We start from the raw sequence: 14,774 nt of genomic DNA, 5'->3' as shown, positions 1-14,774 counted from the left end.
GGCCGAACGCTGCCCGCGACGAGCCGCCAATCACTTCGCATCCCGACCGCCGGACGCCCCCTTTCAACCCTCTCAGGTTCCCCATGCCAACCGCGCGAGAAGCCATCCTCACCGCGTTGCACGCGCGGCTGCAAACCCTTGCCGCCACCGCACTGCGTGGCGACGTGCTGCCCGAGCGCATCCCCGCTGCCGGCCTGATCATCCTGCGCGACGGCACGCCGGGCGCGCCCGAGGTCACGCTGTCGCCGTTGACCTGGTTCTACGAGCACCGGGCGGAACTTGAGGTGGTGATCCAGGCGGGCGACGGTCGCGACGCGCTGTTCGACGCGCTCACCGCCGAAATCGGCGCGGTGCTGGCCACGGACCGCACGCTGGGCGGGCTCTGCGACTGGATCGAGGCGGAAGCGCCTGAACCTGTCGACCTGCCTGTTGACGGTGCGACCGCGCTGAAAGCGGCGGTCATCACCATCGTGCTGCACTACGCGACGAGCGATCCGCTCGCCTGATCCACCATTTGAAAGGACACCGAGATGGCACGCGCACAAGGGGCGCGGGCGCTGATGGCGCTTGCGTTCGAGACGATCTATGGCACGCCGCCGGTCAGCGGCTACACGCAGATGCCGTTCGCCAGCACCTCGCTGGCCGCAGCACAGCCGCTGCTCAGCCCGGAACTGCTGGGCTATGGCCGCGACCCGCAGGCCCCGATGCAGGACGCGATCACCACCGACGGCGATGTGGTGGTGCCGATCGACGCCGAGGGCTTCGGCTTCTGGCTGAAGGCGGCGTTCGGCGATCCGGTCACCACCGGCACCGGGCCGTACACGCACGAGTTCCGCTCCGGCGGCTGGACCCTGCCGAGCATGTCGATCGAGGTGGGCATGCCCGAGGTGCCGCGCTTTGCGATGTATTCGGGCTGCGTTCTGGATCAGTTGTCGTGGCAGATGCAGCGATCCGGCCTCTTGACCGCCAAGGCCGCACTGGTGGCGCAGGGAGAGACGGTCGACACCCTCTCCAACGCCGGCACGCCCGCGGCGCTGACGCTCACGCGGTTTGGCCATTTCAACGGCGCGATCAAACGCGACGCGGTGGCGCTCGGCAACATCGTCTCGGCCGATCTCACCTATGCCAACAACCTCGACCGGATCGAGACCATCCGCTCGGACGCCAAGATCGACGGCGCCGACCCCTCGATCGCGTCCCTGACCGGCAAGATCGACGTGCGCTTCGCCGACAGCACGCTGGTGACGCAAGCCATCAACGGTACGGCGGCCGAGCTGGAGTTCAGCTACGCGCTCGGCTCGGGCGAAAGCCTGACCGTCACGGCGCACGCAGTCTACCTGCCACGGCCCCGGATCGAGGTTCAGGGCCCGCAGGGGGTGCAGGCCTCGTTCGACTGGCAGGCGGCGCTCGATGCCACGGCCGGGCGGATGTGCACGGTGGTGCTGGTCAACAACACGGGAGCCTATTGATGCTGCGGCTCGACATAGCCCCCGGGCCGGATTGGCTGACCCTCGCGCCCGGCGTGCGGCTCTTCGTGGTGCCGCTCTCGACCAGCGTGATGCTGGCGGCGCGGGCCGATATCGGCGCGGCCGGTCTGCCCGACGATGCCAGCGCGGACGCGTTGTCGATGGCCGGTGCCAAGGCCATCGCCCGGCGCGTGGTGCTCGATTGGGAGGGTGTCGGCGATGCCGACGGCACCCCGGTGGCGCTGACACCGGAAAGCATCGACGCGCTCCTCGATATCTGGCCGATCTTCGAGGCGTTCCAGATCCAGTATGTCGGGCCCGGCATGTTGCTGGAGCAGGAAAAAAACGGCTCTGCGCCCTCGCCGACTGGCACTTCGGCGGGGGCGCCAGCTACTGCGAGGCCTGCGCGCAAACCTGCGAAGACTGCCCGGCGCGGATAAACCAGCCGCTGACGCTGGAAGGGCAGCAGGTCTGGGGCCTGGTCGGCAAGCTCGGCGGCCAGCTGCGCCTCGCGCCGCGCGCCGTCATCGGCTGGGACATGGGGGCGGCCCTGAGCCTGGCCGCGGCGCTGGGCGTCAATGCCTTCGTCGCCGCCGACCTGTTGCCGGAAATCGAGGCGGTGATGGTGCGCCGGATCAACGCGCAAATCGGAGACGACAATGGCTGAAAAGAGGGTATCGGTCCGTCTCGCGGCGGAGGGCGGCCGCGCCGTCCGCGCCGAAATGGAGGGCATCGGCGATGCCGGCGCCAGGGGCTTGGGTCGGGTGTCAAAGGAAGCGGAGGCGGCGAATGCCAGGCTCGCCGCCTTCGCCCGGGCCGCCAAATTGGCATTCGCCGCCGCTGCCGCCGCGGCGGTGGCCGGCGGCGTGGCAATGGTGAAGTCCGGACTGCAGACCATCGACGTGCAGGCCAAGCTCGCGGCCTCGCTCGGCACCACCGTGGCCAGCATGCAGGTACTCGAGCGCGCGGGTGGACTGGCCGGGGTCTCGATGGGCGAAATCGAGCAGGCCATGGTTCAGCTGACCAAGAGGCTGAGCCAGGCAGCGTCCGGCACCGGACCGGCGGTCAATGCGCTCAAGCGGCTGCACCTGACGGCGGAGGCCTTGCAGAAGTTGCCGCTTGATGCGCGCATCGCCGCCATCCAGGACGCGCTGGCGAAATATGTGCCCGAGGCGCAGCGCGCGGCGGTCGCCTCGCAGCTCTTTGGCGACCGTGCCTCGGTGACCTTCTCGCGGATCGACAGCGCCACGCTGCGCCAGGCGACAACGGATGTGCGCGACTTCGGGGTTGCGACCAGCGAAGCAGATGCAGCACAGATTCAGCGCACCAATGACGCGATCTCGCGGTTGGGGCTGGTCTGGACCGGCCTTGCCAATCAGCTGACCGCCGCCGTGGCGCCGTCGCTCGAGGCGGTGTCCAACGCCATGGCACGCGCCACGCGGGTCGGCGGGGTGTTTCAGAGGAGCATCAGCTTTCTCGGCGACCACCTCGGCGAAATGGCCAGCATTGCTGCATCCTTTGCCGCGTTCTTTACGGGAAAGTTCGTCTGGGCAATGGGGACGGCTGCGCTCGGTCTCAAGGGCGTCACGCTGGGGCTGGAGGCGGTCAAGACGGCGATGATCCGCACCGGTTGGGGCCTGTTGATCGTCGGCGTCGGCGAGTTGGCGTATCGGATGAACCTCTTTGGCGAGGCCGCCGACGCGTCCACGGCGGCGCAGGCGCGGATGACCGCGGCCCTGGACATCTATGCCCAGGTCGGCGGCCCAAATGCTCGCGCCGAAGCCATCGCCTCGACGCAAGCCTATCTCAAGGAAGCGGCGGCAAAACTCGCCACCGCCGAGGCCTCGCTGGCGATGCTGCGCGCCGCACAGGCCGAAGCGCAGGCGCGCGTTCCGGATGGCTTCACTGCCGGGGCCTTCGCCAACGACATGGCGGCGCGCGAGATGCGCGACGCGGCCGATGCCGTCGCCAGGTTGCAGGATGAACTGGCTGCCGCGCGCGCCCACCTGAAGGAGCTTGAAGACGCCGACCCGGCCGCGCCGCTGGTGCTGGCCACCGGTGCGGCGGGGAGCCTCGCCGGGGCGCTGGGCGGCGCCGTCGGTCAGGCCTCGGCGCTCTCGACATTCCTGTCTGGTCTGCCGAGCGCTCTGACCGGCGCCGAAGGGAAGATCGCCGGTATCAAGGCCAGTCTGGCGACGCTCTCCGGCGGCGGTGATGCGGCAGCAGCGTCGATCGCGAAATATCGCGCGGAACTGGTGGCCTCCCTGCCACCGCTGGAAACCCTGCAGGATGGTCAGCGGCGCTTCGTGCAGGACGCGATCGACCAGAAGGTGCGGCTCTTCGCCGAAGAGCAGAAGCTGCAGGCCGAGGAACAGAAACGGCTGGCAGCGCTGGCAAAGGTGACCACGGCATCGGGAGGCGCGGGCAAGGCCGCGACGGTCGCGGCCGCGGCGACCACAACCGGCTGGGCTGCAGCGACGCAGGCACTGGCCGACTATGCCGCCAGCACCCGCGATCTCGGGGCGCAGATCGGGACCAGCCTTGTCGGGGCATTCCAGAGCGCCGAGGAGGCCTTTGCCGCCTTCGTGAAGACCGGCAAGTTCGGCTTTTCCGACCTGGTGACCTCGATCCTGGCCGATCTTGCCAGGGTCTCGGCCCGCAAGTTCATCCTCGGCCCGATCGCCAATGCCCTCGATGGCGCGCTCAGCCTGGTCTCCGGCGGCGATCTCTTCGCCAACATCGGCGGCGCGGCGGTGCATCACGCGGGCGGGATGGTGGGCGGCGCCGCGCCGATGCGCCAGGTGCCGGTGATGGCCTTCGCCGGCGCCCCGCGCATGCATGCGGGCGGGCTCGCCGGCCTGCGTCCGGACGAAGTGCCGGCGATCCTGCAAAAAGGCGAGCGGGTGCTGTCGCGCCGCGAAACCCGAGACTACGGCATCGGCGGTGGTGTGACCGTCAACATCCAGACCCGCGACGCCGAGAGCTTTCGGCAGTCGCGCACGCAGGTGGCGGCGGACATTGCCCGCGCGGTCGCGCTGGGCCGGAGGGGCATGTGAGTGCGCCCCCGCAAGTGGGGACCGGTTGCGGGGACCAGAGCACGAACAGGGGAGAGACCTGATGGCGTTTCACGAGGTCCGCTTCCCGGACAACATCAGCCGAGGCGCGCGCGGCGGGCCGGAGCGGCGTACCCAGATTGTGGAACTGGCGAGCGGCGACGAAGAGCGCAACGCCAGTTGGGCCAATTCCCGGCGGCGCTATGACGTGGCCTACGGCATCCGCCGCGCTGACGATCTGGCGGCGGTCGTGGCCTTCTTCGAAGCGCGGAACGGTCGCCTACACGGCTTCCGGTTCAAGGACTGGGCCGACTATAAATCCTGCCTGCCGTCGCAAGCTGCCGCCCCGACCGACCAGCCCATCGGCACCGGAAATGGTGCTGTCGCGGCTTTCGCCCTGCTGAAGCGCTACACCTCCGGCGCGCAAGGCTGGACCCGCGCCATTGCCAAGCCGGTTGGGGGCAGCGTTCGTATCGCCATGAACGGGGCCGAGCAGATGTCGGGCTGGAGCGTCGACACCACCACCGGCAGCGTCACCTTCACCACCGCCCCCGACGCGGGCGTCGCGATCACCGCGGGCTTCGAGTTCGATGTGCCGGTGCGCTTTGACAGCGACACGCTCGACGTCACCCTCGATCTCGAGCGGCTCGGGTCGATCACCTCCATCCCGCTGCTGGAGATCCGGCGATGAGGGTGCTGTTCAGTTGGGCTCGGACTGCGTCTGCGCAGATCGGGCAGCCGTCACTCGATCCAAGGGGGTGGAGTACGGATCAAGGTCAAGAGCCGATCATTTGGTGGCTTGTCTTCCCTCAATGCCGCCAGAAACGCTTCAAAGGTTACAACATCCACAACCAGATGGTTGCAATCAAGCCGACGCGATTCCCCGGCCTCTGTATCGGGTCCGGCTTCGCCTGGGACATCCTGCGCCATCATTCCACCTGCCTCGGGCAACTCACTCCGGCTTTCAGGATGGCTTGCCGTGCCTGTAATATCAAGGAAACTTCATGAAATCCCTCTCCCCGGCACTGCAGGCCCATCTCATTGAGGCCACCACCACCCTGTCCTGGTGCTGGACCATTTCCCGCGCCGATGGGGTGGTGTTCGGCTTTACCGACCACGACCGCGTCCTGACGTTCGGCGGCGTGGACTACGAGCCGGAAAGCGGGTTTGTCGCTTCGGAGATTCGCGCCGGGTCGGACCTGTCGGTGGATGCGCAGGACGCGGAGGGCGTGCTGACCTCGACCCGGATCACCGAGACCGACATCGCCGATGGCCGTTGGGACGCGGCGCAAGTCGATCTGTGGCGGGTCAACTGGGCCGACACGTCGCAGCGGGTGCTGCTGCGCCACGGCGCGGTGGGCCAGATCAGGCGCGGGCGGATGGCGTTCGTTGCCGAAGTGCGCAGCTTGGCGCATCTGCTGGGCCAGACGGTCGGGCGGGCCTATCAGGCCAGTTGCGATGCAGCACTGGGCGATGCGCGCTGCGGGATCGACCTCGAAGCCCCGGCATATCGGGGCGGCGGCGCGGTGACCGCGTTGGTGCGGGATCGGGGGTTTGTCGCATCCGGCCTCGCGGCTTTTGCCACCGGCTGGTTTGCGGCCGGCACGGTGGAATGGACCTCGGGGGCCAATGCCGGGCGGCGGGCGGAGGTGATGCTGCATGATCTCGCGGCCGGCGTCGTCACCATCACCCTGCTGGAAGTGCCGGTGCGGGCGCTGACCGTGGTGGATAGCTTCGTGATCCGGGCGGGCTGCGACAAGCGGCTGGAAACCTGCCGCGACCGTTTCGCCAATGCGGTCAATTTCCGCGGCTTTCCGGACATCCCCGGTCAAGATGCGGTGCTGCGCTATGCTGCCGCTGGCGACGCCAATCAGGGGACGGTGCTGTGAGCATCATGCCCGCCCGCATTGCCCGCGCGGCACGGGGCTGGATCGGCACGCCCTACCATGACCAGGCCAGCCTCAAGGGCGTCGGTTGCGATTGCCTGGGGCTGCTGCGCGGGGTCTGGCGCGAGGTGATCGGTCCCGAGCCGCTGGAATTGACCGGGCCGGTGCCGCCCTACAGCCGCGATTGGGGCGAGACCGGATCGCGTGAAGTGCTGTGTGAGGCCGCCCGCGCCGCGATGATCGAGATCACCATTGCAGAGGTGCGCACCGGCGACGTGCTGCTGTTCCGGATGATTGCCGGGGCGGTGGCAAAACACTGCGGCATCATGATGCCGAACGGCCAGTTCATCCATGCCAGTGACCGGATCGGGGTGATCGACGAGCCCCTGAGCACCGCATGGCGGCGGCGCATCGCCTTTGCCTTCCGCTTTCCCGAACGGAGGCCGTAATGGCATCGTTGGTTCTCGGTGCAATCGGCACCTCGCTCGGGGCCGGGTTCGGCGGCACCATCCTTGGTCTGTCCGGTGCGGCCATCGGCGGCATGATCGGCTCCACCGTCGGATCGGTGATCGATTCGTCGTTGGTGGCGTCCCTGGCGCCGGGTCAGCGCATTGAAGGCGCACGGCTCGACAGCTTGCGGATCACCTCTTCGACCGAGGGCGCGGTGGTGCCGCGCCTCTATGGCCGGATGCGGCTTGGCGGCAATGTCATCTGGGCGACCGACTTTACCGAAACCCGCAACGTGACGCGCGCCGGCGGCAAGGGCGGCGGACCAAAGGTCACCACCACCGAATACGTCTATACCGCCTCGTTTGCGCTCGGCCTGAGCGAAGGCCCGATCACCGGCATCGGGCGGATTTGGGCGGATGGCAAACCGATGGATATGACCGGCGTCACCTGGCGCTGGTATCCGGGTACCGAGAGCCAGACAGCTGATCCGTTCATCGCAGCCAGAATGGGGGTGGCCCCGGCCTATCGCGGTTTGGCCTATGTGGTGTTCGAGGAATTGGACCTGACCGCCTTCGGCAACCGGCTGCCGCAGCTCTCGATCGAAGTGTTCGCGCCGCTGGCCGATGCCGATACCGCCGAGGGCTTGGTGCAGGCGGTGACAATGATTCCGGCCGCGGGCGAGTTTGCCTATGCGACCGAAGTGGTCAGGAAGACCGACGCCGGGGTGACATCCGGCGAGAACGTCAATGCACTGGCCGACACCCCGGACATGGTGGTGTCGCTCGACCGGCTGGAAGCGCTGGCCCCCGCGGTCGGCAGCGTGTCGCTGGTGGTGGCGTGGTTCGGCGATGATCTGCGCGCGGGCAATTGCACCATGCGCCCGAAGGTCGAGGTCGCGGCGAAGACCACCGCGCCCGCCAACTGGTCGGTGAACGGCGTCGGCCGCGCCGGTGCCCATCTGGTCAGCCGAGACACCGGGGATCGGCCGGTCTATGGCGGCACGCCTGCGGATTTCTCGGTGGTGCAGGCGATCCAGGAGATGAAGGCGCGCGGGCTGCGGGTCACCCTTTATCCGTTCCTGCTGATGGACGTGCCGCCTGGCAACACCCTGCCGGACCCCTGGTCCGACCATGCCGCCGGGGTCGGACAGCCGGCCTTGCCGTGGCGCGGGCGGATCACCTGTTCCCCCGCGGCGGGCGCTGCCGGCACGGTGGACAAGACTGCCACGGCCGCGGCGCAGGTCGCGGCGTTCTTCGGCACCGCTTCGCCCGCGGACTTCGTGGTTTCCGGCGCTACCGTGTCCTGGACCGGCGGCACCGATTGGGGCTTTCGCCGGATGATCCTGCATTACGCCCACCTCTGCGCGGCGGCGGGCGGTGTCGATGCCTTCCTGATCGGCTCGGAAATGGTCGGCCTGACCACCATCCGTTCTGACGCCTCCACCTATCCGACGGTTGCGGCGTTGCAGGCGCTGGCTGCGGATGTGCGCAGCATTCTGGGGACCGGCACCAGGATCGGCTATGCAGGCGACTGGTCGGAGTATTTCGGCCACCAGCCGCCTGATGGCTCGGGCGACGTGTTGTTTCACCTCGACCCGCTCTGGGCGGATGCCAATATCGATTTTATCGGCATCGACAACTACATGCCGCTCTCGGACTGGCGCGACGACTGGGATCACCTCGATGCCGCCATGGCACCCTCGATCTACGACCGGGCCTATCTGCAAGCGAACATCGCGGGCGGCGAGGGCTTTGACTGGTTCTACGCCAGCCCGGCCGACCGAGACAGCCAGACCCGGACCCCGATCACCGACGGCGCCTATGACAAGCCCTGGGTGTTCCGCCCCAAGGATCTGTGGGGCTGGTGGTCCAACCCGCATATCAACCGGCCAGCCGGGGTGGAAAGCGGGGCGCCGACCGCCTGGGTGCCGCAATCAAAACCGTTCTGGTTCACGGAAATCGGCTGCCCGGCCGTCGATCGCGGCACCAACCAGCCGAACGTGTTTTTCGATCCGAAGTCATCGGAAAGCGCTGTGCCCTATCATTCGCGCGGCTGGCGCGATGATGCGATCCAGCGCGCCTGTCTGGAAGCGACCTATCTGTATTGGGGCGATGTCGCCCACAACCCGGTCTCGACGCTCTACGCGGCCGCGATGGTGAACCTGGCCGATTGCGCGGTCTGGACCTGGGACGCGCGGCCCTTTCCGTTCTTTCCGCAACTGAGCGATATCTGGTCGGACGGGCCGAACTGGCGGCTTGGCCATTGGCTGACCGGGCGGCTGGGGGCGGTGTCACTGGCCGCCCTCGTGCGCCATCTTTGCCTGCGCGCCGGGCTGGAGGAGAGCCGGATCGATGTCTCCGGTCTCTGGGGTGCGCTCGAGGGCACCGTGATTACCGCACTGGAAAGCCCGCGCACCTCGATCGCGATGCTGGCGCAGCACTTCGGCTTTGATGCGGTGGAAAGCGAAGGCGCGATCCGGTTCGTGATGCGCGGCCAAGGTGCGGTGGCGACGATCACGCCGGATGCGATGGTTGCCGCGGCGCCGGGCGAGGTGATGGAACTGACGCGCGGCCAGGAAACCGAACTGCCGCAGGCCCTGAAATGGTCGATCGCCCGCGCCGATGCGGATTACGATGCCGTCATCGTCGAGGCGCAGCGCACCACCGTCTCGGCCGCCCGGGTCGCCTCTCAATCCTTCCCGGTTGCGGTGGCGCCGGAAGCGGCCGAGCGCTGCTGCCGCCGGGCGCTGATGGAAGCCTGGGCCGGGCGCGAGGGGGCGGTGTTCAAACTGCCGCCGTCGATGCTGGCGCTCGACCCCACTGACGTGATCCATCTCGACCATGACGGACGGCTGACCGAATTGCGGCTGATCTCGGTGGGCGACGCCGGGGCACGCAGCATCGAGGCACAACGGCAGGATCGCGCACTCTATGATTTGCCACCCGGCACCGCCCGCGCCGCCACGCTGGCCCGTCCGGTCAGTTTCGGCGCGCCTGATGTGCTGTTTCTCGATCTGCCGCAGCTGCGCGACAGCACGCCCGCGCACCAGCCGCTGATTGCCGCCGATGCCCAGCCATGGCCGGGGCAAGTGGCGGTGTTCCGCAGTCCGGCACTGGACGGCTTCAGCCTGCTGACCACGTCTCAGTCGCGGGCATCTGTCGGGGTGCTGGCGGCTGATCTTCCTGCGGGCCCGACCAGCCGGTTTGATCTGGGCAATGAAGTGCTGGTCGATCTCGCCAGCGGCGCGCTGGTCAGCGTGACCGATCTGGCGCTGTTCGCCGGGGCCAATCTGCTGGCGGTGGAAACCGCCCCCGGCCAATGGGAGCTGTTGCAAGCGGGCAGCGCCGAACTGGTCTCGGCGGGCCGCTACCGGCTGACCCGGCTGCTCCGCGGCCAGCGCGGCACCGAATTCGCGATCGGCAATCCGGTGCGGACCGGGGCAAGGGTGGTGGTGGTGGACTCCGCGCTGACAGCGCTGCCGATCGCCGCCGGTGACGTCGGCAGCCCGTGGAACTGGCGCGTCGGCCCCGCGCAGCGCCCGGTCAGCGACGCGAGCTACCGCGCCGCCGCCTTCACGCCCTCCGGCATCGGGCTGCGACCGTTCTCGGTCGGGCACATCGCGCAGCCATGGCGCACAGCAGGAACGCCCGGCGATCTGACCCTCAGTTGGGTGCGACGGTCGCGGGCACTGGCCGCTGACAGCTGGGCGGCGGTCGAGGTGCCACTGGCTGAGGAGGCCGAGGCCTATGCGGTCGAGATACTCGACGGGGCATCCGTCAAGCGAACCCTGACAGTTGCCACAACGTCGGCCCTCTACACCGCCGCCCAGCAGACCACCGATTGGGGCGCGGCTCTGGGGCCGGGTGACACGCTGGCGATCCGCATCTTCCAGATCTCGCAGTCCTTCGGGCGCGGCACGCCGCAAACCACGCTCCTCACCTTCTGAAAGCAGGCGCCATGTCAGACCTCACCCCCCACCTGATGCTGCCCTATCTCCTGGCGGCGCAGGCGCAAAAGCACGTCACCGTCAACGAGAGCCTCGATCGATTGGACGCTCTGGTGCAACTGGCGGTCAAGGCCAATGGCACCACGACACCACCGGGCGGCCCGGCCGAGGGCGATCGCTACATCGTCGGCGCCGCCGCCACCGGTGCCTGGTCAGGCTGGGACGGCGGCGTGGCACAATTTGTCGGCGGCGCCTGGGTGCGCCTGATCCCGCACCTCGGCTGGTGCGCGTGGGTCGAGACCGAGGCCGCAATGGTGATCTGGACCGGAGCCGGCTGGCAGCCACTGGCGACGGCTCTGGGCCTAGTCAGCCTTGGCGCAGACACCCGGCTGGCCGAGGGCGCGCAGGGCAGCGCGGTCAACGTGGCGGCGGTCGAAGACCTGCTCTCAAGCCTGAGCGGGGCCACCGCCACATCGGGCGTCACCATCCCGGACCGAGCGATCCTGCTTGGCGTCTCGGCCCGCACCGTCACCGCGATCACCGGGGCCACGTCCTACGACTGCGGCATTTCCGGCGAGCCCTCGAAGTTCGGCGGCGCGCTGGGGGCGGCGGCGGGCAGCACCAATGTCGGCGTGATCGGCCCGCAGGCCTTTTATGCGCCGACACCGGTGGTGCTGACCGCGAATGGTGGCGCCTTCACCGGCGGCGCCGTGCGCATTGCGCTGCACTACCTGCGTCCCGCTGCGCCGCAATCGTGAAGGAGAGATCACATGATGCAACCGGAAAGCACGTCACTGTGGGGCGATCTGTTGACGGCCGCCGCCGGATCGGCGGTGCTCGCCGCAGCAGCATGGGGGGCAGCCGGCGGCGCGACATCGGCATTGGTGGTGCGGGTGTCGCTGGCAAACGCAATCCGGCAGGTGGTGATCGGGGCCCTGGCGGCGGCCGGCATGGGGTCCGGTGCGGGCGCCATTCTTGTCGCGTGGCTGGGCCTGCCCGGCGAGATGGTCGCGGCGATCGGTGCGGGGTCAAGCATCAGCTACCTGACCGGCGTGTTCGGCCCGGCGCTGTTCAGCCTCGTTCTGCAACGGATCACTGGCGGTCGCCTGCCGGGCGAGCCGGACGGGGGCGACCAATGATGCGGCGCCTGAACCCACGCGCGCTGCGCCAGTTGCCCGGGTCGGCGGCACGCGACTTCATGCACCGGATGCGCGTCGGCGCCGTGATCGCTGTCCTGATTGTTGTCGGGCATGCGGCAATGACCGAGTTCGTTTCTGACCATCGGACCCCACCCATCACCAGCGGAGATGGGCCATGATGCGAATGAGCGACGCAGGGCTGCTCGCCACCGCCCATTTCGAGGGGCTGGTGCTGGCGCCCTACCGCGACAGCGGGGGCGTTCTGACCTGGGGCATCGGGCACACCGCGGCGGCCGGAGGGATCGATCCGGTCAAGGTCGATCTGGCGATGCCTTCCGACGAGGGCCGCGCGCTGCGGAGGATCCTCGCGCAGTTCCGCGCCGACCTGGCGATCTGCGAGACGCGCGTGAACCGCGCGGTCACGGTCGCGCTGGAGCAGCACGCGTTCGACGCGCTGGTGGACTTCGACTTCAACACCGGCGGGATTTACAGGGCGATGCTGACGCGGGCGATCAATGCGCGCGCCGACAACCCGTCGCGCCACTTTCTCGGCTGGCTCAAGCCGCCGGAAATCCGTGACCGTCGTGAGGCCGAAATCGCGATGTTCGACCACGCCGACTATGGAACAGCGCCAATCCCGGTTTATCGCACCGATGGCAAAGGCGGGCTCGGCCCGGTCCTTCGCAGGATGGAGCGCGACGCGTTGATGGCGCAGCTGAGGGTCCGTTCGGAATGATTGACCCACGCCTGAGCCTTGCCGCCGTGCTGGCCCTCGGCGCGGCCTTCGCCAGCGGCTGGCACTATGGCGCGGGCTACGCCGCCGGCCAACAGGCGCAAGCCATGGTGGCAGAGCGGGCGCGCGCCGATGCGCTGGCCGAGGCCGGCAGAATGACCGAAGCGGCGCGACTTGGCGCCCTGCAGCGCGCCGACGCGCTGGCGCGGAAACTGGAGGATGCAGCCAATGCCGACCCTTCCGCCACTGATACTTGCCTGCCTGCTGCTAGCGTCCTGCGGCTCAACCGTCGCTGACGTCACCACCGCTCCGCCGCCGTCGCTGACAGCACCCTGCGCCCGGCCTCAGGCGCTGCCGGCGCGGGCCCTGACCCAAAGCGAAGTCGAACGCGCCTGGGGCCGCGACCGAAGCGCGCTGCGCGCCTGCGGCGATCAGCTGAACGGGTTGGCAAACTGGGGAAGAATAACCAGACCGATTTGGCATCGGTGGCGCCCGTTCGAGGCTTTTACGGGAGCTTTTGGGAATGCCGCCGCGCAGCGCAAGCCAGAGCCAAGCGGCAGTTTTGATCCGTCAGCGACGCAAAGTGCGCGGGTTACCCGCGCGGCGTCACGTCCTTCATTCGGGGCTGCAAAAGAACCGCCACCTGCTCGGCGGTGAACTTGAAGCCTTGCCGATCGGGCACCCGCTCCGCGGAGACGGGATACTTTGGCCGCCGTGGGTCTATGCCGGTGATCCTGAAAGTTTCGCGACCGGTGCTGAACTCCCGTCCAAAATCACCGGGCGAAAGGCCGAAGGCTTCGGCGAGCGCCTCAAACCGAAGCTGCTCCGGGTCCAGCGTGCGTCCATCCGAAAGTGGGATGGAAACTCTGAAGGCAACTTCGAAGCCCCAGCGGAGGTCGATATTGCTCAGGCCTTTGTCGTCGACGGCCAGTCCATTCCTTTCCGCGACCTCGCGGCAAGCCTCGAGCATTTCGCGTTGGAGGCGCTGACAAAGTCCGGGCGTCAGATTTCGGGGGGGCTCTTTTTCGACACGCTCTGATCAAGCTCCAGAAGGGTGATCGCCCCGCATCAAAGGGCGGGGTGCGGAAATGGCTTACTGAACCCGAATTGGCTGCAGCATTCCGTCGGTATCCAGCTTCAAGGCACTGCGCCAGAGCGGCGTCTTGAACACATGGTGCAGAGAGTTGCCTCCGCTGTCTTCAGCGGTCTGCACAAGCAGACCGGCCCATTCAAGCGGGCGAAGGACACAAGAGGAGAACGCGGCCATGTCCCGCCACCCGGCGTTATCCCAGTCGGGGCCTTCGCCATAGAACGCTGCGAACAGCGCTCTCTCGGTGGTGCCGTGGTCGGCCTCGACATTGATGACGTTCATCCAGACGTCCCATTTCCCAAAGGGACGCTCGTTGAGCCGTGCATAGGAGGCATGGTCGATCTGGAGCACGAAAAAGGGAATGAGCTCGGCGAACAGCCGCCCCGGCGATTGCACAAGGTCTGCACCGCGCTTCGTCAGTCGGAACTCGCCCTTGAAGTGGCGTCCCAGCCGCAAGGTGATCAGAAGATAGTGCAGCACTTCAAGCGGCGGGAATTCGTATTCATTGATGACCTTGTTGTAGCGGAACATCTCCTCGGCGCTCTTCCCGGGCCAGGCGAAGTTCTCGACGGCCCAATGAACGAAGACGCGCTTGAACGCCTTTGTCTGCGTCAAACCGATGGCCCCGTGCTCCTGCGCATACTGCAGCGTCAGAAGCGCCGCGCGCAGCAGGGGCGAATGCGCGAGGTCGGGATGGTCATCGGCAAGGGGGCGGAACGCGATCATGGCGCGATGCTGCCACAAGGCTTTTCGCGAGGCCAGAACGCAAAAAGCCCCCTGGGTTACAGGGGGACTCGGTAAACGTTGAGGTGGCGTTGAGGTAAACCGCGAGCGCCTATACACAAGTGTTTTTGTCGGATTCTAACCATTTGTAAAGGTTGGAATATTTGGTTGCGGGGGTAGGATTTGAACCTACGACCTTCAGGTTATGAGCCTGACGAGCTACCGGGCTGCTCCACCCCGCGACCGTACCCTGCGGAAGTTCTGGTTGCAGGGTTTGTTCATCGTTTT

At 67.7% G+C, this 14,774-nt stretch carries 17 protein-coding genes, 1 tRNA gene and 1 pseudogene; 17 read left to right on the top strand and 2 right to left on the bottom strand.

Annotation, left to right across the window (positions count from 1 at the left end; translation table 11 throughout):
• The first annotated feature begins 83 nt into the window (after positions 1-83).
• The 17 genes and pseudogenes from BLV97_RS17480 (at position 84) to BLV97_RS21270 (ending at position 13,712) form a co-directional block, all read left to right on the top strand.
• Positions 84-506: a hypothetical protein gene (locus BLV97_RS17480; RefSeq protein ID WP_035838826.1), complete on the top strand. Its 423-nt coding sequence runs from the start codon at positions 84-86 to the stop codon at positions 504-506.
• Between the two features lie 24 nt (positions 507-530).
• Positions 531-1,469: a phage tail tube protein gene (locus tag BLV97_RS17475; RefSeq protein WP_092164173.1), complete on the top strand. Its 939-nt coding sequence runs from the start codon at positions 531-533 to the stop codon at positions 1,467-1,469.
• Positions 1,469-1,906, top strand: a complete 438-nt coding sequence (locus tag BLV97_RS17470) for a hypothetical protein (protein WP_035838808.1) — start codon at positions 1,469-1,471, stop codon at positions 1,904-1,906. Before BLV97_RS17475 ends, BLV97_RS17470 begins: the two co-directional genes overlap by 1 nt.
• A 98-nt stretch (positions 1,907-2,004) precedes the next feature.
• Entirely contained in the window at positions 2,005-2,133 is a 129-nt protein-coding gene (locus BLV97_RS21820; RefSeq protein WP_280138214.1) for a DUF7697 family protein, read from the top strand.
• Entirely contained in the window at positions 2,126-4,522 is a 2,397-nt protein-coding gene (locus BLV97_RS17465) for a phage tail tape measure C-terminal domain-containing protein (RefSeq protein WP_035838806.1), read from the top strand. The genes BLV97_RS21820 and BLV97_RS17465 overlap by 8 nt, the downstream gene beginning before the upstream one ends.
• 61 nt (positions 4,523-4,583) lie before the next feature.
• A complete protein-coding gene (locus tag BLV97_RS17460) occupies positions 4,584-5,210 on the top strand; it encodes a DUF2460 domain-containing protein (protein ID WP_035838804.1) in 627 nt (208 codons plus the stop codon).
• Positions 5,207-5,527, top strand: coding sequence for a hypothetical protein (locus BLV97_RS20915; RefSeq protein WP_143037576.1), 321 nt, complete (start codon positions 5,207-5,209; stop codon positions 5,525-5,527). The genes BLV97_RS17460 and BLV97_RS20915 overlap by 4 nt, the downstream gene beginning before the upstream one ends.
• Positions 5,524-6,408 carry a DUF2163 domain-containing protein gene (locus tag BLV97_RS17455; protein WP_035838803.1) on the top strand — a complete coding sequence of 295 codons (885 nt, stop codon included), beginning with the start codon at positions 5,524-5,526 and terminating at the stop codon, positions 6,406-6,408. Before BLV97_RS20915 ends, BLV97_RS17455 begins: the two co-directional genes overlap by 4 nt.
• A 5-nt stretch (positions 6,409-6,413) precedes the next feature.
• Positions 6,414-6,854, top strand: coding sequence for an NlpC/P60 family protein (locus BLV97_RS17450; RefSeq protein ID WP_035838817.1), 441 nt, complete (start codon positions 6,414-6,416; stop codon positions 6,852-6,854).
• Positions 6,854-10,801 (top strand): baseplate multidomain protein megatron, encoded by a 3,948-nt coding sequence (locus BLV97_RS17445; RefSeq protein ID WP_035838800.1) that lies wholly within the window; start codon positions 6,854-6,856, stop codon positions 10,799-10,801. The genes BLV97_RS17450 and BLV97_RS17445 overlap by 1 nt, the downstream gene beginning before the upstream one ends.
• 11 nt (positions 10,802-10,812) lie before the next feature.
• Positions 10,813-11,559, top strand: coding sequence for a DUF2793 domain-containing protein (locus BLV97_RS17440; protein WP_035838797.1), 747 nt, complete (start codon positions 10,813-10,815; stop codon positions 11,557-11,559).
• A gap of 12 nt (positions 11,560-11,571) precedes the next feature.
• Positions 11,572-11,940: a hypothetical protein gene (locus BLV97_RS17435; protein WP_051645876.1), complete on the top strand. Its 369-nt coding sequence runs from the start codon at positions 11,572-11,574 to the stop codon at positions 11,938-11,940.
• Entirely contained in the window at positions 11,937-12,119 is a 183-nt protein-coding gene (locus BLV97_RS17430; RefSeq protein WP_035838794.1) for a hypothetical protein, read from the top strand. Before BLV97_RS17435 ends, BLV97_RS17430 begins: the two co-directional genes overlap by 4 nt.
• Positions 12,116-12,676, top strand: a complete 561-nt coding sequence (locus tag BLV97_RS17425) for a lysozyme (protein WP_143037575.1) — start codon at positions 12,116-12,118, stop codon at positions 12,674-12,676. Before BLV97_RS17430 ends, BLV97_RS17425 begins: the two co-directional genes overlap by 4 nt.
• On the top strand, positions 12,673-12,969 hold the full coding sequence (locus BLV97_RS17420; RefSeq protein WP_035838791.1) for a hypothetical protein: 297 nt from the start codon (positions 12,673-12,675) through the stop codon (positions 12,967-12,969). Before BLV97_RS17425 ends, BLV97_RS17420 begins: the two co-directional genes overlap by 4 nt.
• Positions 12,893-13,072 (top strand): annotated as a pseudogene (locus BLV97_RS22015) (hypothetical protein); the annotation flags it as partial. The gene BLV97_RS17420 and the pseudogene BLV97_RS22015, both read left to right, overlap by 77 nt.
• Before the next feature lie 124 nt (positions 13,073-13,196).
• On the top strand, positions 13,197-13,712 hold the full coding sequence (locus BLV97_RS21270; protein WP_160169146.1) for a hypothetical protein: 516 nt from the start codon (positions 13,197-13,199) through the stop codon (positions 13,710-13,712).
• 54 nt (positions 13,713-13,766) lie between these two features.
• Here BLV97_RS21270 and BLV97_RS17410 read toward each other — a convergent pair whose 3' ends face one another.
• Positions 13,767-14,489, bottom strand: coding sequence for a hypothetical protein (locus BLV97_RS17410; RefSeq protein WP_035838785.1), 723 nt, complete (start codon positions 14,487-14,489; stop codon positions 13,767-13,769).
• Between the two features lie 162 nt (positions 14,490-14,651).
• Positions 14,652-14,728, bottom strand: a tRNA-Met gene (locus tag BLV97_RS17405).
• Between the last annotated feature and the right edge of the window lie 46 nt (positions 14,729-14,774).

It is taken from the genome of Allgaiera indica, assembly GCF_900106675.1.
Classification (GTDB): domain Bacteria; phylum Pseudomonadota; class Alphaproteobacteria; order Rhodobacterales; family Rhodobacteraceae; genus Acidimangrovimonas; species Acidimangrovimonas indica.
Note: the sequence above shows the minus strand (reverse complement) of the source record. Positions and strands in the feature narration are given on the sequence as shown.

Excerpts from the sequence above, each read along its gene's own strand:
- BLV97_RS17455 (WP_035838803.1), top strand. The coding sequence starts at position 5,524 with ATGAAATCCCTCTCCCCGGCACTGCAGGCCCATCTCATTGAGGCCACC.
- BLV97_RS17435 (WP_051645876.1), top strand. The coding sequence starts at position 11,572 with ATGATGCAACCGGAAAGCACGTCACTGTGGGGCGATCTGTTGACGGCC.
- BLV97_RS21820 (WP_280138214.1), top strand. The coding sequence starts at position 2,005 with ATGGGGGCGGCCCTGAGCCTGGCCGCGGCGCTGGGCGTCAATGCCTTC.
- BLV97_RS17475 (WP_092164173.1), top strand. The coding sequence starts at position 531 with ATGGCACGCGCACAAGGGGCGCGGGCGCTGATGGCGCTTGCGTTCGAG.
- BLV97_RS17420 (WP_035838791.1), top strand. The coding sequence starts at position 12,673 with ATGATTGACCCACGCCTGAGCCTTGCCGCCGTGCTGGCCCTCGGCGCG.
- BLV97_RS17460 (WP_035838804.1), top strand. The coding sequence starts at position 4,584 with ATGGCGTTTCACGAGGTCCGCTTCCCGGACAACATCAGCCGAGGCGCG.
- BLV97_RS20915 (WP_143037576.1), top strand. The coding sequence starts at position 5,207 with ATGAGGGTGCTGTTCAGTTGGGCTCGGACTGCGTCTGCGCAGATCGGG.
- BLV97_RS17430 (WP_035838794.1), top strand. The coding sequence starts at position 11,937 with ATGATGCGGCGCCTGAACCCACGCGCGCTGCGCCAGTTGCCCGGGTCG.
- BLV97_RS17480 (WP_035838826.1), top strand. The coding sequence starts at position 84 with ATGCCAACCGCGCGAGAAGCCATCCTCACCGCGTTGCACGCGCGGCTG.
- BLV97_RS17465 (WP_035838806.1), top strand. The coding sequence starts at position 2,126 with ATGGCTGAAAAGAGGGTATCGGTCCGTCTCGCGGCGGAGGGCGGCCGC.
- BLV97_RS17470 (WP_035838808.1), top strand. The coding sequence starts at position 1,469 with ATGCTGCGGCTCGACATAGCCCCCGGGCCGGATTGGCTGACCCTCGCG.
- BLV97_RS17440 (WP_035838797.1), top strand. The coding sequence starts at position 10,813 with ATGTCAGACCTCACCCCCCACCTGATGCTGCCCTATCTCCTGGCGGCG.
- BLV97_RS21270 (WP_160169146.1), top strand. The coding sequence starts at position 13,197 with ATGCCGCCGCGCAGCGCAAGCCAGAGCCAAGCGGCAGTTTTGATCCGT.
- BLV97_RS17445 (WP_035838800.1), top strand. The coding sequence starts at position 6,854 with ATGGCATCGTTGGTTCTCGGTGCAATCGGCACCTCGCTCGGGGCCGGG.
- BLV97_RS17450 (WP_035838817.1), top strand. The coding sequence starts at position 6,414 with ATGCCCGCCCGCATTGCCCGCGCGGCACGGGGCTGGATCGGCACGCCC.
- BLV97_RS17425 (WP_143037575.1), top strand. The coding sequence starts at position 12,116 with ATGATGCGAATGAGCGACGCAGGGCTGCTCGCCACCGCCCATTTCGAG.
- BLV97_RS17410 (WP_035838785.1), bottom strand. The coding sequence starts at position 14,489 with ATGATCGCGTTCCGCCCCCTTGCCGATGACCATCCCGACCTCGCGCAT.